This window comes from Roseateles asaccharophilus (genome assembly GCF_004362405.1).
Taxonomy (GTDB): domain Bacteria; phylum Pseudomonadota; class Gammaproteobacteria; order Burkholderiales; family Burkholderiaceae_C; genus Kinneretia; species Kinneretia asaccharophila.
This window is the reverse complement of record NZ_SNXE01000005.1, coordinates 78,000-101,873: the sequence shown is the minus strand read 5'-3', so window position 1 is coordinate 101,873 and position 23,874 is coordinate 78,000. Positions and strand designations below refer to the sequence as shown.

The window sequence follows — 23,874 nt, the reverse complement described above, 5'->3', positions numbered from 1 at the left end:
GGGTTCTCAGGCGGGACCCAGGGTGTCGAGCTAGTCCTTGTGAACTAATGCACAGTGACATCAGACCGTCATCTAAATGCGGTGGACTGGGGAAAGCCCGTAACGAAAAATTTCATTCCGGCACCTAGCCGACTCCTTTCCATTCACAGGTAGTACGAATGAAGCTGAGCAGGAAACTCCCCCTGGCCATTGCACTGACCCTGGTGCTGACCCTGGCCGCCGGATTCTTTGGACTCTGGACGGCCCGACAGGCCCTGCAGGTCTTCAACACCGAGGTGCTCAGCCATATGGCGGCCGAGCGAGAGGCCGCCGAGCTGGAGAGCCACTTCAAGACGCAGGTCCAGGAGTGGAAGAACGTGCTGCTGCGCGGCTCGGACACCGCGCTGTTCAACAAGCACTGGCAGGCCTTCCAGGCCGAGGAGTCCGCGGTGCAAAGCAAGGTCCAGGCCCTGATTCCGCGACTCACACCCGAGCAAGGCGCGCTGGCCCAGCAGTTCCAGCTCAGCCACCGCAAGATGGGCGAGGCGTATCGGCAGGGCCTGGAAAAGTTCCAGGACAACGGCCTGGACCCGTCCATCGGCGATATGGTGGTGCGCGGGCTCGACCGGGAGCCGGCCAAAAACCTCCAGCAACTGGCCGCGCTGATTGCCGGGCACAGCCAGGCGGTGGCGCAGCAGGCTTATGCCTCGGGCCATCAAGCCACCCTGCTCAGCCTGAGCCTGATGCTGCTCGCCAGCGTCCTGGGCGTCGCCATCGGCGTGTTCATCACCCGCTCGGTCATCGTCCCCTTGCGCAGCGCCGCCGAGCTGGCCGCCGCCGTGGCCCAAGGCAATCTCAGCACGCCCGTTCCCAATGGGGGGCGCGATGAGCTGGGCCAGCTGCTCCAGGCCCTGGGCACCATGCAGCAGCAGCTGCGAGCCCTGGTGAGCGATGTGCGCCACAACGCCGAGCAGGTGGCCGCCGCCAGCGCCGAGATCGCGGCGGGCAATAGCGATCTGGCGGCACGCACCGAGCAGCAGGCCTCGGCCCTGCAGGGCACGGCCTCCTCCATGGACCAGCTGGATGGCACCGTGCGCAAGAACGCCGAGGGCGCCGCCCAGGCCGAGCAGCTGGCACAGAAGGCCAGCGGCGTGGCCCTGGCCGGCGGCCAGGCCATTGCCACCGTGGTGCAGACCATGCAGAGCATTCACGGCGCCTCCGAGCGGGTGGTGAGCATCATTGAGGTCATCGACAACATCGCCTTCCAGACCAATATCCTGGCGCTGAACGCCGCGGTGGAGGCGGCGCGAGCCGGCGAGCAGGGCCGCGGCTTCGCCGTGGTGGCCGGCGAGGTGCGCACGCTGGCCCAGCGCAGTGCCCAGGCCGCCCGTGAGATTCGCAGCTTGATTCTTGGCAGCAACGAGAACGTGCAGCGCGGGTCTCAGGAAGTGCACGCCGCCGGCCAAACCATGCGGCAGGTGGAGCAGGCCATCGGCGACGTCTCGGGCCTGATCCAGGAGATCAGCCGCGCCAGCCTGGCACAGAGCCAGAGCGTGTCCGGCCTCAATGCCGCGGTGCTGCGCATCGAAGAGGGCACGCAGCAGAACGCGGCCCTGGTGGAGCAGACCAGCGCGGCAGCGGAGAGCCTGCGGCGCCAGGCCCAGCAGCTGGTGCAGCTGGTGGACCGCTTCAGGCTCGCCTGAACGACGCCGCCGCAGCGGCCCGGGGCGCGCTCAGCGCCAGAAGCCCTGGTGCACGCCAGCCGCCTCGTCGCCCAGCACCGGACCGATGCAGCCGATGGCATGGGGCGAGGCGGCAAAGACCGCTCGGCAGGAGAGCTCGGCATCGCGCTGCGTGGCCAGCTCGCCGCGGAACACGCGCAGGGCCACCGCGTCGATGCCGAAGACCACGCGCCGGATGCCGGACCAGAAGATGGCGCCATGACCCGCCTGGCTTTCCGGCCCGCGCCCGACGGCTTCACCGGGCTGGGCTGATACAGCCCGGCGAACGCAGGGCATACTGCGCGCTCAGAAGAAGAATCCCCGAGGGAGTCGATGAAGAATAGAAGTACTCACCGGGCCATCGGCCCGGTGCGCGCGCTGCTGTGCGCCGCCGGCCTGTGGCTGGCCGCCATGCCGGCGTGCGCAACAGAAGCCCCGCCCCTGCCGCTGGAGATCATCGCCAGCCTGCCGCGGCTGTCAGGCGTGATGCTGTCGCCGGACGGCCAGCAGATCGCCGCGCTGCTGAACGAGGCCGACCGCACCGTGCTGATCACCGGGCCGCTGCAGGGCAGCCAGATGCGCACGGTGCTGTCCAGCGACAACCAGAAGTTCATGCTCAACTGGGCGCGTTGGGTCAACAACGAACGGCTGCTGGTCAGTGTGCGCTTCGCCTCGCGGCGCGACTTCGTCGGCACGCAGGAGACGCGCCTGCTCTCGGTAAAGGCCGATGGAAGCGGCCTGCAGCACCTGGTACAGCGCGATCGCTTCACTGGCAGCGCGCGCGGAATTGAAACTGCGCAGCAGATCCAGGACCGCGTGATCGATTGGCTGCCCGAAGACGGCAAGCATGTGCTGCTGCAGCTGGCCAGCGGGCCGGACAGCCTACTGCCGGCTGTCTACCGGCTGAACATCGAGACCGGCGAGCGCAATATGGTGCAGGCGCCGGAGCGCCGCGTGTACGAGTGGATGACCGACCGCCAACACCGTGTGCGTCTGGGTATCCGCGAGCATGAGGGCCACTACGAGGTGATCGAGCGCGCCCTCGAAGGCGGCAACTGGCGCACGCTGTGGGCCTTCGATGGCTTCAAGCGCGACGCGGTCTGGCCGCTCGGCTTCGGCAGCGATCCGCAGGAACTCTATGTGAGGGCCAACCACGAGGGCCGCGACGCGATCTTCACGGTGCGGCTGGACCAGCCGGAGCTGCCGCGCAGCCTGAAGCTGGCCCATCCGCGCTACGACATCCGCGGCCGCTTGCTTCGCTCACCGGCCAGCGGCGAGGTGATCGGCCTGCAGGGCTCGCAGGACGAGGAAAGCGGCGAGGCTTCGCGCAGCGAGTTCTGGGACCCTCAATGGCGCACCCAGGTGCAGGCGATCGACCTGGCACTCCCGCAGCGCGAGAACCGACTGATCGCGATCAGCCGCGACGAGCAACGCTACCTGGTCTACAGCAGCGGCAACGGCCAGCCCGGCGAGTACTTCGCCGGCGACCGGCGCACGGGCAAGCTGGCCCTGATCGGCAAGGACCATCCGGCCCTGCGCCCCGAGGCGCTGGTTGGCAAGCGGCATGCCACCATCCAGGCCCGGGACGGTCTTGCGCTGAACGCCTACCTGAGCCTGCCGCGCGGCCACCAGCCCGGGCGCGACGGCCCGCTGCCCCTGGTGTTGCTGCCGCATGGCGGCCCGCACAGCCGCGACGACCTGGACTTCGATGCCTGGACCGAGTTCCTGGCCAGCCGGCGCTATGCGGTGCTGCAGGTCAACTTCCGCGGCTCCGATGGCTATGGCCACGACTTCGCGGCCGCCGGCCTGCAGCGCTGGGGCCTGGAGATGCAGGACGATCTCAGCGATGCGGTGGCCTGGGCGATCGGCCAGGGCATCGTCGACGCGAAGCGGGTCTGCATCGTTGGCGGCAGCTATGGCGGCTACGCCGCCCTGATGGGCGCGGTGAAGACGCCGGATCTGTACCGCTGTGCGGTCAGCTTTGCCGGCGTGAGCGACCTGCAGGACCTGATCGCCCACGAGGCCCAGTACATCGGCGGCCGCGCGATGGCGGAGCGCCAGATCGGCCGCGCCTGGGGCGACCGCGAGCGCCTGCGCGCCACCTCGCCGGCGCTGCAGGCCGAGCGCATCCGGGTGCCGGTGCTGCTGGTGCATGGCACGGCCGACCGCGTGGTGCCGGTCGAGCAGAGCCGCGACATGGCCAAGGCCCTGAAGCGCGCCGGCAAGCCGTATGAATACATCGAGCTGGAGGACGGCGACCATTACCTCGGCCGCAACAGCCATCGGCTGCAGTTCTTCCAGGCGCTGGAGCGCTTTCTGGCCCGCGCGCTGCAGCCGCAACAGACGGCCCCGACGACCACGCAGTAGCGCCCAAGCGCAGCGGGCACGCAGTCCCGCGAGACAGGGCGGGTGCGCTGCGCCTGGACCGGCCCCGGGTGCACGGCCCCTAGGCCGAATCCGCCACCACCCGATTGCGCCCCTCACGCTTGGCGCGATACAGGGCCTGGTCGGCGGCCGCCAGCAGGTCCTGGGCCAGCTGGCCGGGCTCACGCCCGGCAATATCGTGACCCAGCAGGGACAGTCCGATGGAGATGGTCACCGCAATGGGTTGCTCCGAGGCCGCCACCGCCTGGGCCGCGATGCGGCCGCGTATGCGCTCGGCAATCTCGCGCGCCTGCTGTTGACCGGCCTGGGGCAGCAGGGCGACGAATTCCTCGCCGCCCCAGCGGGCGATGGTGTCCCCGGCCCGCAGCTGGCCCAGGATGCTCTGGCCCACGGTGCGCAGCACCACATCGCCCGCGGCATGGCCGTGGCGGTCGTTGATGGCCTTGAAGCCGTCGATATCCAGGAACAGACAGGCCAGGGGATGGCGATGGCGCCGGGCCTGGGCGATCTCGACCAGGCAGCGGTGCTCGAAATAGCGGCGGTTGTGCACGCCCGTCAGCGCATCGGTGAGCCCGGCCAGCTTGAGCCGCTCCTGGTTGAGCGCGCTCTCCAGGCACACGCTCAGGATGCCGGCCAGGCGCTGCAGCAGCTGGGTGCCGGCGTCCGGGGTGTATCGAAGCGCGTCCAGGCTCCCAAAGTGCAGGCTGGCAATCAGCCGCCCGTGACGGCGTATCGGTAGCAGGGCCACCGAAGCCATGACATGAGCAAAGAGCTCGCCATGGCGCGCCGGCTTGAAAGCCCCCAGCTGAGGCAAATCGGTCTCGCCATGCAGACGCTGCAGCGCGGCCGCGTCGGGCAGCAAGCGCAGACCAGCAGGCTGAGCTGCACCCAAGAGCCGCGCCAGCTCCTGCTCGCCGTCCACCAAGGCCAGGCTCACCTCGTCCAAGGCAAAGACCTGTCGATAGTCCTGCAGCAACACCTGCAGCAGTTCCTGCAAGGAAGCCGCGCCGATCAGGCGATGCTCCAGCCGCTCGAAGCGGCGCATCTTTTCCTCATTGGCCCGCGCCTCCTGCAGCAGCGCCTGAAGCTGCTGGCGCAGGTGCTGGTTCTCGGCCTCGAGGGGGGCTGCGTCGTCCATGCACGCAGCTTAGCCCAAGCTCATGACAGCGCGCGACCGATCAGGATCTTCTGCACCTCGGATGTACCCTCATAGATCTGGGTCACGCGCACGTCACGGTAGATGCGCTCCACCGGGAAGTCGCTCACATAGCCGTAGCCGCCATGGATCTGGATGGCGGCGGAGCAGACCTTCTCGGCCATCTCGCTGGCGAAAAGCTTGGCCATGGCCGCTTCCTTGAGGCAGGGCTGACCGGCGTCCTTCAGGGCCGCGGCATGCCAGATCAGCTGGCGCGCGGCCTCTATCTGGGTGGCCATCTCAGCCAGCTTGAACTGGATGGCCTGGTGCTGAAAGATGGGCTGGCCGAAGCTGCTGCGATCCTTGCTGTAGCGCAGCGCCGCCTCGAAGGCGGCACGCGCCATGCCCACGCTCTGGCTGGCGATGCCGATGCGGCCCCCCTCCAGGCCCGAGAGCGCGATCTTCAGGCCCTGGCCCTCCTCGCCCAGGCGGTTGGCGGCCGGCACACGGCAGTTCTCGAAATTGATCTGCGCGGTGTCGCTGGCATGCTGGCCCATCTTGTCCTCGACGCGGGCGACGATATAGCCCGGGGTGGACGTGGGCACCAGGAAGGCGCTGATGCCCTTCTTGCCCGCGGCCTTGTCGGTGACGGCCATCACGATGGCCACATCGCCGTTCTTGCCGCTGGTGATGAACTGCTTGACGCCGTTGAGCACATACTCATCGCCCTCGCGCACGGCCGTGGTCTTGAGCCCGCCGGCCTCCGAGCCCACATGCGGCTCGGTCAGGCAGAAGGCGCCCAGCATCTCGCCGCGCGCCAGCGGTTTGAGAAAGCGCTGCTTCTGATCCTCGTTGCCAAAGGCCATCAGGATGGAGCAGACCGGGCAGTTGTTGACGCTGACCACGGTGGAGGTGGCGCCGTCACCGGCCGCGATCTCTTCCAGGATCAGGGCCAGGGCCAGATAGTCCAGGCCCGCGCCGTCGTACTCGGTGGGCACGGCCACGCCGTAGCAGCCCAGCTCGGCCAGGCCCTTGAGCTCGGCGGCGGGGAAGTGGTGCTTCTTGTCCCACTCGGCCGCCTTGGGCGCGATCTGGTCCTGCACAAAGCTGCGCACGGCATCCTGCACCGCGCGGTGGTCTTCACTGAGCAACATGTTTTCGAGTCTCCGATAGATCTTCTTGGTAAGCGGTACAGAACAGGACGCGCCAGCCATGAGCCAGGCGGGCCAGCTGGTAGCCGGTGCAGAACTGCTGCAGCGGCAGCTCGTCGCCGGCGCGCCGCAGGGTCCAGGCCACATGGCTGAAGCCGTGGTTCGCACCCAGGGGAATATGGTCGCGGATCTCGAAAGACCAGGCGTGCGGCCCCAGATCGCGGTAGACCGCGCACAGGGCCTGCATATTGGCGCGCATGGGCACGTCCTCGGCCCACCAGCTCACGCGGCCCAGACCCTCGCGGCTGTCGGCAATGGCGCTGGGGCTGTGCCAGAGATCGGCCACGGCCTCGCCATCACCCGCGTTGAAGGCCTCGCGATAGCGCGTGAAGAAGGCCTGTGCTTCCTGCAGCGTCATCGAGGCTTCACCAGGCCAGCTGCTGGCCGTCGTAATTGAAGAAGCCGCCGCTGTGCTCCGGCTTGAGCGTGGCCAGCACAGTGCGCATGCCCGCCACGCTGGTCTGCACATCGATGTCCGCGCCGGCGCCGCCCATCTCGGTGCGCACCCAGCCGGGGTGGAAGCTGCACAGGCTGGCCCGGCCTTGCAGGCTCAGGGCCGCGTCCTTCATGACCGAATTCACCGCCGCCTTGGAGGCGCGATACAGCCAGCCCGAGCTGCTGTTGCGCAGGCCGATGGAGCCCATGCGCGAGGACAGGATGCCGATGCGAGCCCCCGGCGCCAGGGCCTCAGCCAGCTGGGGCAGCAGCCGCATGGGGCCCAGCACATTGGTGTGCATGACCATGTCGAACTCGGCCTGGGTGGGCGTCTGCAGACCCTCGCTGCGCGGCCCGAACACACCGGCGTTGATCACGACCAGATCGAACTGATGGCCGTCGATCTGCCAGGCCAGACCGGCGGCGCTGGCGGTATCGGCCACGTCCAGCTTGAGCGCCGTGGCGCCCAGGGCGCGCAGCGCCGCCAGGCCCGGCTCGCTGCGCGCCGTGGCCAGCACCCGCTCACCGGCGGCGCGGTACTGCCGCACGAACTCCAGACCGATGCCGCGGGAGGCTCCGATTACCAGCACCGAGGCCATGGTCTCACTCCTTGTCTGACATGAATAAAAACAGCACGGATTGTGCACGGCCCGCGCGACCCTGAGGCCCGCCAGGGCCTGATGAGCTTGGCGGCAGCGCGCGCCCCCCCTCAAACGCTGGGGTGAGATTCAACGCTTTTTCAACGCCAGACCCCGAGCATCGCGCCGGGCTCCCGAGGGGGCCACCCCCGCCCCTCCCGGAGACACCTGCCCATGCCCCGCGACGCCCGCCCCACCCATCTCAGCCACGCCAGATCGAACACTGCACGCCGAGCCGCCGGACTTCGGCGCCTGACGCTGCGCAGCGCATTGGCTGCCGCCTTTGCCGCGCCGCTGTCCCCCGCGACCGGGGCCACAGTCATCGAGCTGACGCCCCTGGCGCCCCACACCCTGTTCACGCCGGAGAACACCGACCTGGGCGCCAGCCTGGGCGATGTGGTCTACCAGGGGACGGGGCGGCTGGTGAAGACCGGTGCGGGATCAGCCTTCTGGGGGGCTCGCAGCGCGACCTTTGCGCTGCAGGCCGGCAGCTGGATTGATGTGCTGGAGGGGCGATTCGTTGGAGGCAGCAGTGCCAACGAAAACTGGTCTCGCAACCAAGCCAGCCTGCATGTGGCCCAGGGGGCTCTGTTTGACGGCGTGGAAGCCAATGTGCGCGTCGATGCACTGACGGGCAGCGGCACCATCCGCACCGGCTTCTTCGACGGCCATTCCAGCTACGGCTACCAGACCTTCACCCTCGGCGTGGCCAACGGCAGCGGCAGCTTCGCCGGGGTGCTGGCGGACGGCAACAGCGCCGGGCATTTCACCAAGGTCGGCACCGGCACCCAGGTGCTGACGGGCAGCAGCACCTACACCGGCGGCACGCGGGTGGCGGGCGGCACGCTGGCCATCGGCGACGGGGGAAGCAGCGGTTCGATCCTCGGTCCCGTGCAGGTGGACGCTGGCGCCACACTCGCCTTCAATCGCAGCGACAACACCAGCTTTGCCGGCTTGATCAGCGGCGAGGGCCGCTTCATCAAGCAAGGCAGCGGCACATTGAGCCTGAGCCAGGGCTTGAACCTGCAGCAAGGGCTGGAGATTCAGTCTGGCACGCTGCTACTCAAGGCCGGCGCCAACTTGAGTGGCCCTGTACTCAACCAAGGCACGCTCGAGCTTGCCAAGGGGGCGGTGCTGACGCTGCGTGATGGCATCAGCGGTGCCGGCACCATTGTGCACACTGGGCATTTGCTGACCATGAGCGGCAAAGTCAGTGCCGGCTTAGTGGCGACAGCCTCGATGTATGAGATTGAAGAGGGACGTACCCAGCTTGTGCTCGGCGAAGTCGGCCGCAGCACCGTGGCGAACATTCGCATCATCGTGGCAGGCATTGAATCGCAGTTCGACATGGTCGGTCCACAGACCCAGGTGTTCTGGAAGTCCGAAGACGGTACGGGAACCGGCGAGCTCTTCGTGGACTATGGCGGCCAGTTGAGGGTGCGTGACGGCGCCCAGCTCTCACGGGACCGCGCCACTGTTCGCGGTGGTGGCCAGCTGACCGTGCAGGGTGCGGGCAGCCTGTTCGAAGTCCGGGGTCCGAGTCAGCCCGCCACCCTATTTGTCGACGGTGACGGCGCGGTGACGGTTGCAGACGGAGGGCGCGTGGTCACGGACATCCTCTGGCTGGACGGTCACGGCAGTAAGCTGACCGTGCAGGGCCCAGGCTCCAGCCTGAAGACCAGCTATCTGCGCGCTTCATCTCACCGGAGCCCCCAGATCCAGGTCTTGGCCGGTGGCTTGCTGGAGAGCGGGGAAGTCAACCCTCGGGTGACGCCCTTCTTCATGGGCAGGATGCTGGTCAGCGGCGCGGGCAGCCGCTGGCTGCATGACGGCATCCTGCGGGGCGGCAGCGGGGTGGCCAACGGTCAGACCTACGGCAGTCAGCTGACCATCCGCGACGGCGGCCTGTTCCGTGCACGCGCCCTGGAGATACCCTTCGGCCACACCCAGGGCCTCTCGGTGCTGCTGGACGGCGGCGTGCTGGAACTGACCCAGGCCGGCCGCAGCTTCGTCAGCGGGCTGGACTGGCAGCAGGGCCGCGTGATCCTGGGCGGCAGCACGGCGCTCAACCGCGATGTGCTGGCGCAGAACCTGGTGCTGAGCGCCGGGCGCGCGCTGGAAGTGCAAGGCGATCTGCAGCTCAACCCAGGCGATGCCCTGGCCTTGCGCAGCGGCGGCCAGTTGCAGGCGCATCAGCTGGTGCTGGCCGGCGGCAGCTTTGAGGCCCAGGTGCAGGCCGACTTCCGCTCGGTGCTGAACTGGCAGCACGGTCAGCTGGTCCTGGTGGGCGACGCCGAGCTGGGCCAGGGCCTGCTGGCCGGGCGGGACACGCTGAGCACAGGGCGGAACTTGAGGGTGCAGGGGCGCCTCAGCAGCGTGGCAGGCACGCCCACCCTGAACGTGGACGCCGCCAACCAGCTGAGCGTGCTGGGTGAGCTTCAGCTCAACAGCGATCTGGCCTTGGGCTCAGAGGCGGTGCTGAGCCTGGGCAAGGGCCAGAACTCGGTGATCCAAGGGCGGCTCAGCGGCCACGGCACTCTGAGCTTGTCCGAGGCCACCTTGCGCCTGGCGGGCCCGTCCCAGCTGCAGAAACTCATCGTCAGCAACCACAGCGAACTGCGCCTCGAAGGCGCTGGCAGCACCCTGCAATTGCAAGACATGGCCCTCTTGGGCGAGCTTGGGACAGGCCGCATCAGCGTGCAAGCCGGCGCACGCCTGAGCGGCGGCGACCAGGAACTGGTGCTGCGCAACGTGGGTGCGCCGGGGGCCGCCCAGGTGCTCGTCAGCGGTGTGGGTAGCCGCCTGGACGCACAGCGCCTGTCTCAAACCGGGGTGAACCTCACGGTGGCGCAAGGCGGTGCACTGAGCACCAGCGTCCTTGCGCTGCGGGACGGCGCCAGCCTGCAGGCGCAGGACGCCGGCACCCAACTGGCGATCGGGCAACTCCAGCTCGGCAGCGGCACGCACCTTGATCTGGGCGCAGGGGCCCAGTTGCAGGGCCAACAGGCCTGGCTGAGCAGCAGCACCGCCCAGCTGAGCGGGCCGGGCACCCGTTGGGTCCTCTCCGAAGGCTTGCATCTTGATCACAGCCAGGTGCAGCTGCGCGATGGCGCCCGCCTGGACGCGGCCCAGCTCCACCTGAGCGGCGCCTCCAGCCTGCAGCTGCACGGTGGGGCCTTGCGCATGGAGCGTGCCGAAAAGAGCTTTGTCGCGGGCTTGGACTGGACCCACGGCCAGCTCACCATCGGCAGCGACACGGGCTTGAACCAAGGCCTGCTGGGCGCCGACCTGCTGCTCGCTGAGGGCCGCAGTCTGGCGGTCGAAGGCCAGCTCGCGGTCCAGCAAGGGCAGCGCCTGCAGCTGGCCCAAGGCGGCCAATTGCACGCCCGGACGCTGCTGCTCAACGGTGGCAGCCTGACGGCGCAGAGCACGGCCGCCTTCACCGGATCGCTGGATTGGCAGCGCGGCCGCCTGACGCTGGAGGGCCCCGCTCAGCAAGGCCAGGGGCTGCTAGCCACCGTGCCGGTGCTGGGTGCCGATCACCAGCTGCGCGTTGAAGGGCGCCTGACCCTGGACGGTGCCACCCCGCTGGTCTTGGCCGGTGGCCAGCTGGACCTGGACGCGCTTCGCGGCACGCCCGGATCCGCAGGTCTGGACTGGCGCTCGGGCCAGCTGACCCTGCGCGGCGATGCGCGCTTGGCCGATGGGCTGCCTGCGCAGCTGGTGCTCGGCGCGGACAAGCGCCTGCATGTGGCGGGTGAGCTCCGCATCGATCGCGGCAGCCAGCTGCTGCTGGAAGGCGGCGTGCTCAGCTTTGCGGTGCTGAGCCTGGACGGTGGGCGCCTGGACCTCAGCGCCAGCCAAGCCCTCAGTGGGCATTTCGACTGGCAGCAAGGCACCCTGGCCCTGAAGGGCGATGTGGCCTTGAGCAACCCTTGGCTCGGCGGCCGCACCGTCCTGAACCAGGGCCGCGTGTTGGAGGTCGGCGGCCAGCTGCAACTGGGCGGCGGGCAGTTGAACCTTGCGCAAGGTGGCGTGCTGGTGACGCGCGGCCTGCAAGGCAGCGGCCGGGTGCTGCTGGACGGTGGCGTGCTGCGCACCGAGACCTTCGGGGCCGACACCGCGGCGCGCCTGGCCTGGCAGCGCGGCACCCTGGCCATCACCGGTGACGCCGGCGCGGCCCTGGGTCAGGGCGGCTTCAAGCGCATGACGGTGTTGAACGAGGGCCAGACCTTGCAGGTCAGCCGCACGCTGTCGATGGCGCGGGGCACGCAGCTGCTGCTGGACGGCGGCCAGCTGCGCGCAGGCACAGTGGCCCTGCAAGGCGGCAGGCTGATGACGACCGAGGCCCCCATCGACCTGAGCGAGGTGCGCAGCTTGCAAGGCCATGGCCTGGTGAGCGGTGCGGTGCAGGGCGGTGCCCGCACCCAGCTGGTGGCCCAGGGTGGCACGCTGACGCTGGGCGATGCCGATCAGGCGGGGGGCTTTGCCCACGCCGGTGAGCTGCGTGTGGAGCGCGGGGCCACCGCCCTCTTGCTCTCGGCCGATGCCGCCCAGCTGGGCCGCCTGACCGAGTTGCAGGCCGGCGCCCGCCTGGCCACGCTCAATGGTGCGACGCTCACGCACGGGGGCGTCATGAGCTTCATCGGCGATGCCACGGTGCAGGGCGAGTTCACGCACCAGGGCCGCATCGAGGGCAGCGGTGGCACGCTCAGCTTCCTGAACGATGTGCAGGGTGCGGGCAGCTTCGCCGGCTCGGTGCTGTTCAAGGCCGGCTACCAGCCCGGCAACAGCCCGGCCCGCATCGACTTTGGCGGCGGCCGCCTGAGCTTTGGCGCGAACGCCGTGCTGACGCTGGAGTTCTTCGGCCCGCAGCCCGGCACGGGCTACGACCAGCTGATGAACATCGGCTGGCTGGACTTCCAGGGCACGCTGAACCTTCAGTTTGACAGCAGCTTCAAGCCAGTGGCGGGCAGCCGCTTCCAGCTCTTCGACTTCCAGCAGTTCAGCGGCTCGCTCAGTGCTGACCGCATCACCGTGAGCGGCCTGGACCGCCAGCAGCTGGACCTGAGCCAGCTGGGCAGCACCGGGCAGCTGCAGGTGAGCGCGGTGCCCGAGCCCGGCAGCTGGGCCCTGATGGGGCTGGGGCTGGCGGTCCTGGCATGGCGCCAGCGCCGCCGGCTGCCCGCCCAGGCCCAGGCAGCGCGGTCCAACTCCTGAAAACAGATCCGATCATCATGAAACGCACTCTGCAAGCCGACAGGTCTCAAGCCTTGGGTGCGGCTGCCCTCTCAGTCCTGGCCGCCATGGCCGCCTTGACACTCGCTGCGTCGCAGGTGCAGGCGCAGGCGCAGCCCGCCGAGGCGAGCAGCCCCTTGCGCTTCTCCGGCTTCGCCACCCTGGGCCTGACGCATAACGACAACGCCACGGCCGGCGCCATCACCTCCTTCTCGCAGCTGCGCCCGGTGCGCAAGGGCTGGTCCGCCAATATGGACACGGCCCTGGGCCTGCAGCTGGAATGGCAGCCCGCCCAGGGCACCACGCTGCAGCTGCAAGGCGTGGCCCGCGCGGGCGAGGACATGAAGCCGCGCCTGCGCATCGCCGCCCTGCGCCAGCAGCTGGGCCAGGGCCTGAGCCTCAATCTGGGACGGGTGCGCAGCCCGCTGTTCTTTGACTCCAGCATTGCCGAGATCGGCTATGCCAACCTGAGCGTGCGCCCGGCGCCCGCCATCTACGCCCTCACCAACAGCGTGGCCAGCCTGGACGGTGCCGATTTGCACTGGCGCCTCAATCTTGGCGATGCCAGCCTGCTGGCCCAGGTCTATGGCGGTCGCTACGACTACACCCACCGCTTCAACAACTTCTCGCCGGCCATCTCGGCCGATGCCAGCCTGCGCGGCCTGGTGGGCTTCAGCCTCAGCGCGCATCTGCAAGACCTGACCCTGCGTTTCTCGCACACCGAGATCGACCGCTATGTGCTGCGCTCCGAGCAGGTCAGCCAGCTCAACCAGGGCCTGGAGCAGGTCGGCGGCGCCCTGCGGCAGCTGGCCCTCAACCCCATGCTGCCGCCGGCGCTACAGGCCGCCCTGCAGACCAAGTCGCAGGGCGTGGAGGCCCTGCGCAACCCCTTCGACAACCGCCCCAGCTACAGCAGCCTGGGTCTGGACGGCAACTGGCAGCAATGGCGCGTGCTGGCCGAGCTGACCTGGATGGACCCCAGCAACGATCTGGTCGGTCGCGGCCGCGGCTACAGCCTCACGCTGGCCCGCAGCCTGGGCGATGTCACCCCCTACCTCAGCGTGGCGCGGCTCAAGCGCTCCCGTGCCACCCTCAATACCGAGGCCCTGGCCGCGACCGGGCTGAACCCGCAGCTCGACGGCGCCCTGCAGCAGCTGCAGCAAGGCTTTGGCCGGGCGCAGCAGTTCGCCGACATCAGCAGCCGCTCGCTGAGCCTGGGCCTGCGCTGGGACTGGCGCGAGAACATGGCCATCAAGACCCAGCTCGATCAGGTGCGCACGCCCAATGCCAGCAAGCCCGGCCCGCTGGCCGTGCCCAGCCTGCCCTTCGACAACAAGCTCCAGCTGTTCAGCGTCACGCTGGACCTGGTGTTCTAAGGAGGGAGCGGCCATGAAATTCACCGACTTCCTGCCCCGCCGTTCCCTGGCCCTGATCCCCCTGCTGGCCCTGCTGTGCGCGGGCGCGGCCCGCTCCGCCCTGGCCGCCAACGAGCTGATCGTGATCGCCCACAAGGACGTGGTGCTGGACAAGATCAGCCCGGAGCGCGTGACCCAGATCTATCTGCGCCAGCAGCAGAGCTGGCCCGATGGCCAGCCCATACAGCCCATCGATCTGCGCGAAGGCAGCAGCCTGCGCCGCGCCTTCTACGACCAGGTCACGGGCCGCAGTCTCGGCCAGGTGCGTGCCTACTGGGCGCGCCAGAGCTTCACCGGCATGGGTCTGCCGCCGCGCCAGGTGGACAACGACGAGGAGGTGACCCGCCTGGTGCAGAGCACCCCGGGCGCCATCGGCTATGTCTCGCGCAAGCCCAGCGGTACCGGCGTCAAGGTGCTGCTGAGCACCAGCGTCGATTGAGGTCCATGAGGGCCCAGGCGGCACACCGCGACGCGAGCCAGCCGCCCTGGCTGCGTCTGCTGGCGCCGGCCAGCTGGCTCTCGGGGCGGCTGAGCTTCTCGCGCAAATTCCTGCTGGTCGGTGCCGTGATGCTGCTGGCCCTGGGGCTGCTGAGCTGGCCCCTGCTGCGCAAGGCCGGCCTGGAGGCCCAGAGCGCCGAGTTGGAACGCCAGGGTCTGGCCGCCCTGTCCCAGCAGGCCAGCGTGCTCTACAGCCTGGTGCGCCAGCGCGGAACGCTCGGCGAGGGGCCGCTGCCGCAAGCCGCGGACGCCGCCCGCGCGCTGCAGGCCCTGCTGGGCTGGGCCGCCGCGCCCCCGCTCCCGGCCCATGCCCCGCCCAGCGCCCTGCCGGCACTGGGCCAGCGCCTGCAGCAGCAGTGGCAACAACTGCGCGAGCTGAGCGCCCAGGGCGACGACGATGCGCAGCGCCGCTTTGCCGCCCACACCGGCGCCATCAACGCCTTGCTGGCCCTGATGCGCGAGAGCGCCCGCGCTCACCGCCTCAATGTGGACCCCACGCTGGACGCGGCCTTCGAGATGCTCAGCCACCGTCTGCCCCTGCTGATGGAGACCCTGGCCAAACAGCAGGACGCGCTGGCCCTGTCCAGCGACAGCATGGCCAGCTATGCCGTGGCCGCCCAGGTGGTGCTCAGCGAGTCGGTGCCCGCCCTGCGCGCCGGCATGCAGCAGCTGCTGGCCACGGGTGACCGCGCCGGACTCCAGCCCCAGCTGGCCGAGCTGCTGGCCCGCGTCGAGCGCCAGCAAGATGCGGTGGACAAGGTGCTGGACCGACCGCAGGCCGTGGCCGAGCTGCGCCCCCTGGCCCAGGCCAATCTGGCACAGGTCCAGGCCCTGATGCAGGCCGCCATCACGCACGCCGACCTGCTGCTGCAGGAGCGCCTGGCCCAGCTGCGCCACAGCCAGTGGCAGGTGGGCGCCCTGCTGGTGGGCGCCATGGCCGCCATTGCCTATCTCTTTGCCGGCATCTATGTCTCCACGCTGCGCTCGCTGCGCCGGCTCTCGCAGGGCACGCAGGACTTCTGCGCCGGCCGCCTGGACACGCGCATCCGCATCGACACCCAGGACGAGCTGGTCCTGGTGGCGGGCAACTTCAACACCGTGGCCGCCGAGGTCGGGCGGCTGCTGGAGGTGATCCGCGAGCAGAACGAGTCGCGCCAGCGCGAGCTGGAGCGCCTGGTGCAGCAGCGCACCCTGGAGCTGGCCGACAAGAACGACCAGCTGCACCTGGCCGCCCTGCGGGTGCAGGAAGAGCTGGAATCGGCCCGCGATATGCAGCAGGCCATCCTGCCCCAGCACTTTCCCGACACGGCGGACTTCTCCATGCAGGCCTGCATGCAGCCGGCGCGCGAGCTGGGCGGTGACTTCTACGACTGCTTTGCGCTGTCCGGCGGCCGCTGGGGCTTTCTGGTCGCCGATGTGGCCGGCAAGGGCATGGGAGCGGCCTTCTTCATGGCCGTCTCGCGCACCGTGCTGCAAGACCTGGCCCAGGACGGTCTGGGCCCGCAGGAGGTGCTGGCGCGTGCCAACGAGCTGCTCAGCGGGCGCAATCCCATGGAGCTCTTCGTCACCGCCTGCTACTGCATCTACGACCCGCGCGACGGCAGCCTGGTCTATGCCAGCGCCGGCCACCCGGCGCCCCTGCTGCGCAGCGCGCGGGGTGAGGTGCTCGCCCTGGACTGCCCGCGCGATGTGGCCCTGGGCGTGCTGCCCGGCATGAGCTACAGCGCGCGGCAGACGCGCCTGCAGGCCGGCGACACCCTGCTGCTCTACACCGACGGCATCACCGAGGCCTTCGACGCCGCCGGCAAGGCCTATGGCGAAGAGCGCCTGTTCGCCTGGCTGCGCGCCAGCCGCGAGCCGCATGCCGCCGACAAGCTGGCCAGCCTGGTGCGCGATGTGGCCGACTTCGTGGGCGGCGCCGAGCCCAGCGACGACCTGACCGCCCTGCTGCTGTGCCGCAAGCCGCAGGACGAGGCCGCCCCCGCCCTGCCTACGCCCTCCACCCCCGACACGCCCGCCAGCCCACAAGCCCGAGGAGCTCTGACCGTGAGCCACGCCCCCCTGGAACTGAAGAACAAGACCCTGCTGCTGGAGTACCGCCTGCAAAGCCGGGTCGAGGAGATCGCCCCCCTGGCCGCGGCCGTGGACGAGGCCCTGAGCGAACGCCCCGATCTGGCCTTTGCCGTCAACCTCTGCCTGGAAGAGCTGATCACCAACACCATCCAGCACGGCCTGCACGGCGCGCCGGACCGCCCCATCCATGTGCGGCTTTCGCGCTCGGAGGAATGGCTGGAAATCATCCTCAAGGACGACGCCCCGCCCTTCGACCCCTTTGTGGAGGCCCCCGCCCCCAGCCTGGACGCCAGCGTGGAAGCCCGCGAGGTGGGCGGCCTGGGCGTGCACATGGTCAAGACCATGATGGACGAGGTGCGCGCCTTCTACGACGGCAGCGGCAACCTGATCGTGCTGCTCAAGACGCTCAAGAAGGCTTGAGCCTCCTCCCCCCTCCAGCGTTCCTCCCGCATTCGAACCGAAGAAAGACAGCACCCCCATGAGCTTCGAACACCACAGCAGCGATGAGCAAGGCGCCCGCCTGGTTCAACTCAAGGGCCGCATCGACAGCGCCACCGCCGGCGCCTTCGAGCAGGCCGTGCAAGACCTGTTTGCCACCCCCGGCGCGCGCGCCCTCATGGACTTTGCCGCCGTGGACTACATCTCCAGCGCCGGCTTGCGCGTGGTGCTGATGGCGGCCAAGCGCGCCAAGCAGGCCCAGGGCCGCCTGCTGCTGTGCGGCCTGCCCCAGCATGTGCGCGAGGTGTTCGAGATCAGCGGCTTCTTGAAGATCATCGACAGCGTGAATGACCGCGCCGAGGGTCTGCGTCAGCTGGCGGCCTGAGCGCCCACACCGCCCCGGTTTCATGAGCATCTTCATCAGCCTGTTCGCCGGGCTGGGCCTGTTCTTCATCGGCGTGCGCCTGATCAGCAGCCATCTGCGTCAGGTGGTGGGGCGCCGCCTGCGCCAGCTGATCGCGCGTGCCGTCACCGGGCGTGGCTCCCTGGCCCTGTTCGGCCTGCTGGCCGGCGCGGTGATGCAGAGCGTCAACGCCGTCATCCATGTGCTGGTGGCCCTGGTCACGGCCGGCGCCATGGACCGGCAGCGCGCCTTTCCCATCATCCGCTGGGCCAATCTGGGCACCTCGCTGCTGGCCCTGGTGGCCGCCATCGATCTGCACGCCCTGGCCCTGTGCCTGGTGGGCCTGACCGGCATGGCCTACTACCGGCAGATCGACCAATCCACCCGCTGGCGCCATGCCGTGGGCGCCCTGCTGGGCCTGGGCCTGCTCTTCCTGGGCACCGACTACATCAAGAGCGGCGCCGCCCTGCTGCGCACCGAGCCCTGGCTGCGCCTGCACATCAGCGAGCTGGGCGTGTGGCTGCTGCCCAGCTTTCTGATGGGGGCGGCGGTGGCCTGGGCCGCACAGTCGTCCACCACGGTGGTGGTCATCACCATGAGCCTGGCCGCCGGCGGCCTGATCGGCTGGAATGGCGGCGCCATGCTGGTGATGGGCGCCGGCCTGGGCTCGGCCGCCTCGGCCTGGAGCCTGGCCGGCCGCCTGCAGGGCAGCGCCCGCCAGCTGGTGCTGTTCCAGGTCTTGCTGCGCCTGCAGGGCCTGCTGCTCACCCTGCTCTTCTACGCCGCCAACCGCTGGCTGCTGGACGATCCCTTCGGCCGGCTGCTGGAACAGCACTTCGGTCTGGGCCTGGCCGCGCGCCTGGCCGTCTTCTACATGGTGGTGCAGCTGCTCAGCGATCTGGCCAGCCGGGCGCTGCAGGCCCCCGCCCTGCGCTGGCTGGAGGCCTGGGCCGCGCCCTCGCTGCAGGAGAACCTGAGCCGGCCGCACTATGTGCACGACGAGGCCCTGGACGAGGCCGAGACCGCCCTGCTGCTGGCCGACAAGGAGCAGCAGCGCCTGCTGGCCTGCCTGCCCGCCTACCTGGACACCCTGCGCCAGGACCGGCCCGCCCCCGAGGGCAGCCCCGCCCTGGGCCCCGCCGAGCGCCAGGCCGCCGAGGCCCAGGTGCTGCAGCTCTGCGAGCAGTTCCTGGTGGAGCTGGCGGACCGCCAGCGCAGCCGCGATGTGCTGGAGCGCTGCATGGTGCTGCGCGACCGCAACCGCCTGCTGGCCTCGCTGCAGGACTCGCTGGTGGAGCTGCACCAGGCCGCGCAGGCGGCCGGCGGCGCGGCGGCCGACGGCGCCCCCGTGGCCCTGCTGCTGGACCAGCTGGTGCAAAGCCTGCACCTGATGCTCGAAACCCTGGCCGACACCGCCAGCCGCCCCCTGCCCGACGCCGAGGACCTGGCCCTGCTGCGCAGCCTCACGCACGACCGCTCCGAGCTGATGGACGGCATACGCCGCCGCCTGCAGGGCAGCGAGCTGGAGGCCGGCCTGCGCCAGGCCGTGTTCAGCGCCACCACGGTGTTCGAGCGCTGCGTCTGGCTGGCCCGGCGCTATGTCCTGCTGCTGGACACGCCCGCCAGCTCCTCTGCCTCCTGATGCCATGAACCTGCTCCAGACCCTGGGCCGCTGGCTGCCGCCCTCCAAGCCGGTGCGCCGACCCTTCGAGCTGATCTACGCGGCCGACGAATGCCCGCCGCCCGGCGCCCTGAGCCTGCTGGCCCTGCAACATGCGGCCACGGTGCTGGCCCTGATCGCCCATGTGCTGGCCGCCGCCAAGATCGCCGGCCTGAGCCTGCCGCAGACCCACTCCATCGTCGCCATGACCCTGCTGGGCATGGCCATGGGCACGGCCCTGCAGGCCTGGGGCGGGCGCTGGGGCAGCGGCAGCCTGCTGGTCTTCCAGCCCGACCCCATGATGATCACCGTGGCCGCGGCGGCCATCGCCAGCTACGGCCTGGGCTCCCTGGTGCAGGTGAGCCTCATCGCCGCCGGCGTCACGCTCTGCGTGGGCCCGCTGATGCGCCATCTGCGCGCCCTCTTCCCGCCCACCGTGGTGGGCACCGTGGTCTGCATGGGCGGCCTGGGTCTGGTGGAGCCGGCCATGCGCAATGCCCTGGGCGTGCAGGACGCGGCCGCGCCGGCAGGCGGGCTGCAGATCGACGGCGTGAGCACCCTCATCGCCGGCGCCACCCTGGCCAGCATCGTGATCTTCTCGGTCTGGGGCGGGCGGCGCTTCAAGCTGCTGGGCGTGCTAGCCGGCCTGCTCACGGGCTTGCTCATCGCCGCGCTCAGCGACCGCCTGCTGGGCCTGGAGTGGCTGCAGGGCGCCCCCTGGCTGGCCCTGCCCCAGCCGATTGCGCCCAGCTTCAATCTGGGCCCCGAGATCATCTTTGCCATCGTGCTGATCGCCACGCTCAACCAGCTGGACAACATCGGCTGCCTGATCGTGATGGACAAGACCGACAACGCCGACTGGCGCCGCGCCGATATGCTGATGGTGGGGCGCGGCATCCGCGCCAACGGCGCGAGCGACTTCTTGAGCGGCCTGTTCGGCAGCTTTCCCACCGCGCCCAGCTCGGCCAATATCGCGCTGGTGCATGCCACCGGCTCCAGCAGCCGCTACATCGGCCTGGCCTGCGCCGCCCTGCTGCTGCTGGTGGCCCTGAGCCCGCTGCTGACCATGGCGCTCACGCTGATCCCGCAGGCGGTGCTGGGCGCCATCTCGCTCTATGCCGCGGCCTACCTCATCGTCTCAGGCATCGAGATGATCGCCACCCGCGCGCTGGACAGCCGCGGCATCTTCATGGTGGGCCTGTCCCTATGCGCCGGCCTGGCCACCATGCTGATGCCGGGCCTGAGCCAGGGCCTGCCCGAGGGCCTGGCCCTGCTGGCCGGCGACGGCTTTGTGGTCACGGGCGTGTGCGTGATGAGCCTGAACCTGCTGTTCCGCCTGGGCACCCGGCTGCGCGCCAGCTGCGAGCTGGACCCGCGCCAGGGCCCGCTCAACCACCAGCTCACGGCCTTTGTGGAGCGCCAGGGCGGCGCCTGGGGCGCGCGCATGGACATCGTCCGCCGCGCCGCACTGGCCGCACTGGAAGCGAGCGAAGCGATCCAGGCCGCAGGCGGCGGCCGCCTGCTGGTGATACGCGGCAGCTTTGACGAATTCAACTTCGACCTGGAGCTGCTGCACGAGGGGGAGCCGCTGCGGCTGGGGGGATCGGCTGCAGGGTCGGGGGATGGCTCAGCAGGCGCAGCTGCAACGGCGGAAGCGCCGTTGGATCTGAATGCGTTGATGAACATCGAAAGCACCGACGCCGACGATGCCGCTGAATTGGAACGCCAGCTCGACGCCGCCATGGCCCGCGTCTCCGGCGTCCTGATCCGCCACCTGGCCGACAAGCTCAGCAGCACCAGCCTGGGGGCGGGGCAGGCGGTGTTGAGGTTGCATTTTGATCATTGACGATTCATCGGGACCTTAGAGGCAAGGCGCTGTTCAGCGCGGGGCACTTTAGGTTCAAGACCTGACCCTTAGGTTCAAGACCTGACCCTCGACCCGCTCCGCACATTCCGGTCATCCAGGCGTCGGACTGTTCAAGCTCGGACTGACTGGGTTGAGGTTCAGACCGGCCGTTCGATGATGTCGCCCGCGATCGCGACATCCAAGTGGCAGCTTCGCATGAAGAACTACAGCGAGTGGTTGACACGCCTTGCCTTCGGAGGCCGCCAGGTGAGCTCACTGTCGGGGCCGTTCCAAGGGTCACGCTTCGCCCCGTCTGTTCGTGGCCTACGGCCAGCCGTTTGGCACAGCAACGGCAAGCTAGGCCGGCCCTGGCGAGTCGAGTCTCGGTTTCGTCGGACGATTGGGTATTACACCTCGTGGGAAGGTAGCGTTGCCCTCGCGCGTTAAGCAGTCACTGAAGCGTTTGCCAGCCTCGTCGCGGAAACATGCCCCGGTCTCTTTGATGGAACGGATCCGATCCACACGCAGATGGCGAAAGTCCGATGCTCGCTCGCACCAAATCGTAAGAAGCCAAACCGTGTCGAAAACAGTTAGGCCAAGAGGACGAGCGCGTCGGACCGACGCCTTCCCCGTCAGCGCCTCGTAGGCGATCTCCAGCACCTTGCGCTGCCGCACTGAATCCCGAAGCGTCTCCAGATGCGGCGTTCTCCCTAAGGCGGACGGTCCGGATTCGACCGGACTTACGAGGAACGCTCGACGCGCACCTTCATTAACTGTGGAAGCAATCTTCGCTGAGGCACGTACAGCAGCCTCCGCGAGCTTCGGATCTCCTCGTGAGACAACGAGGCGAACGCCCAGCGCAATAGCCTCCAGTTCATCCGCGTCGAATCGAAGCGAAGGCAGGAAATACCCAGGCTCCATAACGTAGCCGACGCCGCCCTCACCGCGAATGGGTGCTCCCATCGCTTGCAGGTCGGCAATGTCTCGGTAAAGCGTACGCAGGGACACGCCCAGGTCCTCGGAAAGCTCTTGGGCCGTCACAGGCGTGTGTCGCAGCCGGAATTCGTCAAGCAGACGAAAGAGTCGAAACAACCGCAAGCACTACCCCTGCCATTTTCTGTCAGGGGCAAATCCTAGCATTCGGGCGTCGACAAATCGACGACCAAAGGAACGTAAATGCCCCGTTTGAGAACACTAGCCTTCGCTGTCGGCATTGCCAGCGCAACCACCAGCCATGCCCAGGAGATGAAGATGGATGACAAGACCAAAGTAATTGCCACGATTGACCGTATGACTTCAGCGTTTGCCGCTGGAGATATCAACTCCATCATGTCGACCTACGCGTCGGGTGCCGTAGTGGTCGGTGAACCAGGCAAGCCCATGACCGGCGACGCGACGCTGCGAAACATGTTCGCGGAGTTCATCAAGGCGGGGGTCCCATTTACTTACGGTGCCCATGACGTTGTCGTCTCTGGCGACAATGCGCTGCACCTCATGAAGTGGACGGCCCCAGGTCCTGATGGCAACAAAATGAGCTCTCTTTCTGTCGCGGTTCTCAAGCGTCAGCCCGATGGCAGCTGGCGCATGGTGATCGACCACCCCTTCGGGGACGGCGTTATGCACGTCAAGTAGCGCGTGCAGCCATGGCGAACGGCAGGTTGCAACGCTGAACCTGCCGGCCAGGGCGCCTTTGGCGCCCCCTGGCTGGCCCTGCCCCAGCCGATTGCGCCCAGCTTCAATCTGGGCCCCGAGATCATCTTTGCCATCGTGCTGATCGCCACGCTCAACCAGCTGGACAACATCGGCTGCCTGATCGTGATGGACAAGACCGACAACACCGACTGGCGCCGCGCCGATATGCTGATGGTGGGGCGCGGCATCCGCGCCAACGGCGCGAGCGACTTCTTGAGCGGCCTGTTCGGCAGCTTTCCCACCGCGCCCAGCTCGGCCAATATCGCGCTGGTGCATGCCACCGGCTCCAGCAGCCGCTACATCGGCCTGGCCTGCGCCGCCCTGCTGCTGCTGGTGGCCCTGAGCCCGCTGCTGACCATGGCGCTCACGCTGATCCCGCAGGCGGTGCTGGGCGCCATCTCGCTCTATGCCGCGGCCTACCTCATCGTCTCAGGCATCGAGATGATCGCCACCCGCGCGCTGGACAGCCGCGGCATCTTCATGGTGGGCCTGTCCCTATGCGCCGGCCTGGCCACCATGCTGATGCCGGGCCTGAGCCAGGGCCTGCCCGAGGGCCTGGCCCTGCTGGCCGGCGACGGCTTTGTGGTCACGGGCGTGTGCGTGATGAGCCTGAACCTGCTGTTCCGCCTGGGCACCCGGCTGCGCGCCAGCTGCGAGCTGGACCCGCGCCAGGGCCCGCTCAACCACCAGCTCACGGCCTTTGTGGAGCGCCAGGGCGGCGCCTGGGGCGCGCGCATGGACATCGTCCGCCGCGCCGCACTGGCCGCACTGGAAGCGAGCGAAGCGATCCAGGCCGCAGGCGGCGGCCGCCTGCTGGTGATACGCGGCAGCTTTGACGAATTCAACTTCGACCTGGAGCTGCTGCACGAGGGGGAGCCGCTGCGGCTGGGGGGATCGGCTGCAGGGTCGGGGGATGGCTCAGCAGGCGCAGCTGCAACGGCGGAAGCGCCGTTGGATCTGAATGCGTTGATGAACATCGAAAGCACCGACGCCGACGATGCCGCTGAATTGGAACGCCAGCTCGACGCCGCCATGGCCCGCGTCTCCGGCGTCCTGATCCGCCACCTGGCCGACAAGCTCAGCAGCACCAGCCTGGGGGCGGGGCAC

The 23,874-nt window shown here is 68.9% G+C and carries 16 protein-coding genes and 1 pseudogene; 11 read left to right on the top strand and 6 right to left on the bottom strand.

Annotation, left to right across the window (positions count from 1 at the left end; genetic code table 11):
* The first annotated feature begins 158 nt into the window (after positions 1–158).
* A complete protein-coding gene (locus tag DFR39_RS12325; RefSeq protein WP_133603877.1) occupies positions 159–1,682 on the top strand; it encodes a methyl-accepting chemotaxis protein in 1,524 nt (507 codons plus the stop codon).
* A gap of 30 nt (positions 1,683–1,712) precedes the next feature.
* Here DFR39_RS12325 and DFR39_RS12320 read toward each other — a convergent pair.
* Positions 1,713–1,919: pseudogene (locus DFR39_RS12320) on the bottom strand (tRNA-specific adenosine deaminase); the annotation flags it as partial.
* 114 nt (positions 1,920–2,033) lie between these two features.
* Between DFR39_RS12320 and DFR39_RS12315 the strand changes: the two are divergent.
* Positions 2,034–4,067, top strand: a complete 2,034-nt coding sequence (locus DFR39_RS12315; RefSeq protein ID WP_133603876.1) for an alpha/beta hydrolase family protein — start codon at positions 2,034–2,036, stop codon at positions 4,065–4,067.
* Between the two features lie 79 nt (positions 4,068–4,146).
* Here DFR39_RS12315 and DFR39_RS12310 read toward each other — a convergent pair whose 3' ends face one another.
* Genes DFR39_RS12310 through DFR39_RS12295 form a run of 4 tightly spaced genes read right to left on the bottom strand, consistent with a single transcriptional unit; the run spans position 4,147 to position 7,465 of the window.
* Positions 4,147–5,223: a GGDEF domain-containing protein gene (locus tag DFR39_RS12310; RefSeq protein WP_133603875.1), complete on the bottom strand. Its 1,077-nt coding sequence runs from the start codon at positions 5,221–5,223 to the stop codon at positions 4,147–4,149.
* A 20-nt stretch (positions 5,224–5,243) separates the two neighbouring features.
* Complete coding sequence (locus DFR39_RS12305; protein ID WP_133603874.1) at positions 5,244–6,374, bottom strand: acyl-CoA dehydrogenase family protein; 1,131 nt, start codon at positions 6,372–6,374, stop codon at positions 5,244–5,246.
* Positions 6,361–6,789 carry a hypothetical protein gene (locus DFR39_RS12300; RefSeq protein WP_133603873.1) on the bottom strand — a complete coding sequence of 143 codons (429 nt, stop codon included), beginning with the start codon at positions 6,787–6,789 and terminating at the stop codon, positions 6,361–6,363. The genes DFR39_RS12305 and DFR39_RS12300 overlap by 14 nt, the downstream gene beginning before the upstream one ends.
* A 7-nt stretch (positions 6,790–6,796) precedes the next feature.
* A complete protein-coding gene (locus DFR39_RS12295; RefSeq protein WP_133603872.1) occupies positions 6,797–7,465 on the bottom strand; it encodes an SDR family oxidoreductase in 669 nt (222 codons plus the stop codon).
* A gap of 213 nt (positions 7,466–7,678) precedes the next feature.
* On the opposite strand from DFR39_RS12295, the gene DFR39_RS12290 reads away from it, so the two are divergent.
* Genes DFR39_RS12290 through DFR39_RS12260 form a run of 7 tightly spaced genes read left to right on the top strand, consistent with a single transcriptional unit; the run spans position 7,679 to position 21,075 of the window.
* Positions 7,679–12,724 carry an autotransporter-associated beta strand repeat-containing protein gene (locus tag DFR39_RS12290; RefSeq protein WP_133603871.1) on the top strand — a complete coding sequence of 1,682 codons (5,046 nt, stop codon included), beginning with the start codon at positions 7,679–7,681 and terminating at the stop codon, positions 12,722–12,724.
* A 17-nt stretch (positions 12,725–12,741) separates the two neighbouring features.
* The gene (locus DFR39_RS12285) at positions 12,742–14,118 is read left to right on the top strand and encodes a hypothetical protein (RefSeq protein WP_133603870.1); all 1,377 of its coding nucleotides are present in this window, start codon (positions 12,742–12,744) and stop codon (positions 14,116–14,118) included.
* A gap of 13 nt (positions 14,119–14,131) precedes the next feature.
* Complete coding sequence (locus DFR39_RS12280; protein ID WP_133603869.1) at positions 14,132–14,596, top strand: phosphate ABC transporter substrate-binding protein; 465 nt, start codon at positions 14,132–14,134, stop codon at positions 14,594–14,596.
* Positions 14,597–14,601: 5 nt separating this feature from the next.
* Entirely contained in the window at positions 14,602–17,148 is a 2,547-nt protein-coding gene (locus tag DFR39_RS12275; protein ID WP_133603868.1) for an ATP-binding SpoIIE family protein phosphatase, read from the top strand.
* A 58-nt stretch (positions 17,149–17,206) separates the two neighbouring features.
* Positions 17,207–17,551 carry an STAS domain-containing protein gene (locus tag DFR39_RS12270; RefSeq protein ID WP_133603867.1) on the top strand — a complete coding sequence of 115 codons (345 nt, stop codon included), beginning with the start codon at positions 17,207–17,209 and terminating at the stop codon, positions 17,549–17,551.
* A gap of 22 nt (positions 17,552–17,573) precedes the next feature.
* Complete coding sequence (locus DFR39_RS12265) at positions 17,574–19,211, top strand: Na/Pi symporter (protein ID WP_162849512.1); 1,638 nt, start codon at positions 17,574–17,576, stop codon at positions 19,209–19,211.
* Between the two features lie 4 nt (positions 19,212–19,215).
* Positions 19,216–21,075 (top strand): uracil-xanthine permease family protein, encoded by a 1,860-nt coding sequence (locus tag DFR39_RS12260; RefSeq protein WP_162849511.1) that lies wholly within the window; start codon positions 19,216–19,218, stop codon positions 21,073–21,075.
* Positions 21,076–21,432: 357 nt separating this feature from the next.
* Here the strand turns inward: DFR39_RS12260 and DFR39_RS20460 are convergent, their stop codons facing one another.
* Complete coding sequence (locus DFR39_RS20460) at positions 21,433–22,167, bottom strand: helix-turn-helix transcriptional regulator (RefSeq protein ID WP_211343861.1); 735 nt, start codon at positions 22,165–22,167, stop codon at positions 21,433–21,435.
* Between the two features lie 159 nt (positions 22,168–22,326).
* Between DFR39_RS20460 and DFR39_RS12250 the strand changes: the two genes are divergently transcribed.
* The gene (locus DFR39_RS12250; protein ID WP_162849510.1) at positions 22,327–22,707 is read left to right on the top strand and encodes a YybH family protein; all 381 of its coding nucleotides are present in this window, start codon (positions 22,327–22,329) and stop codon (positions 22,705–22,707) included.
* Between the two features lie 3 nt (positions 22,708–22,710).
* On the top strand, positions 22,711–23,874 hold a 1,164-nt coding region (locus DFR39_RS12245), incomplete at its 3' end, for a solute carrier family 23 protein (RefSeq protein WP_211343860.1).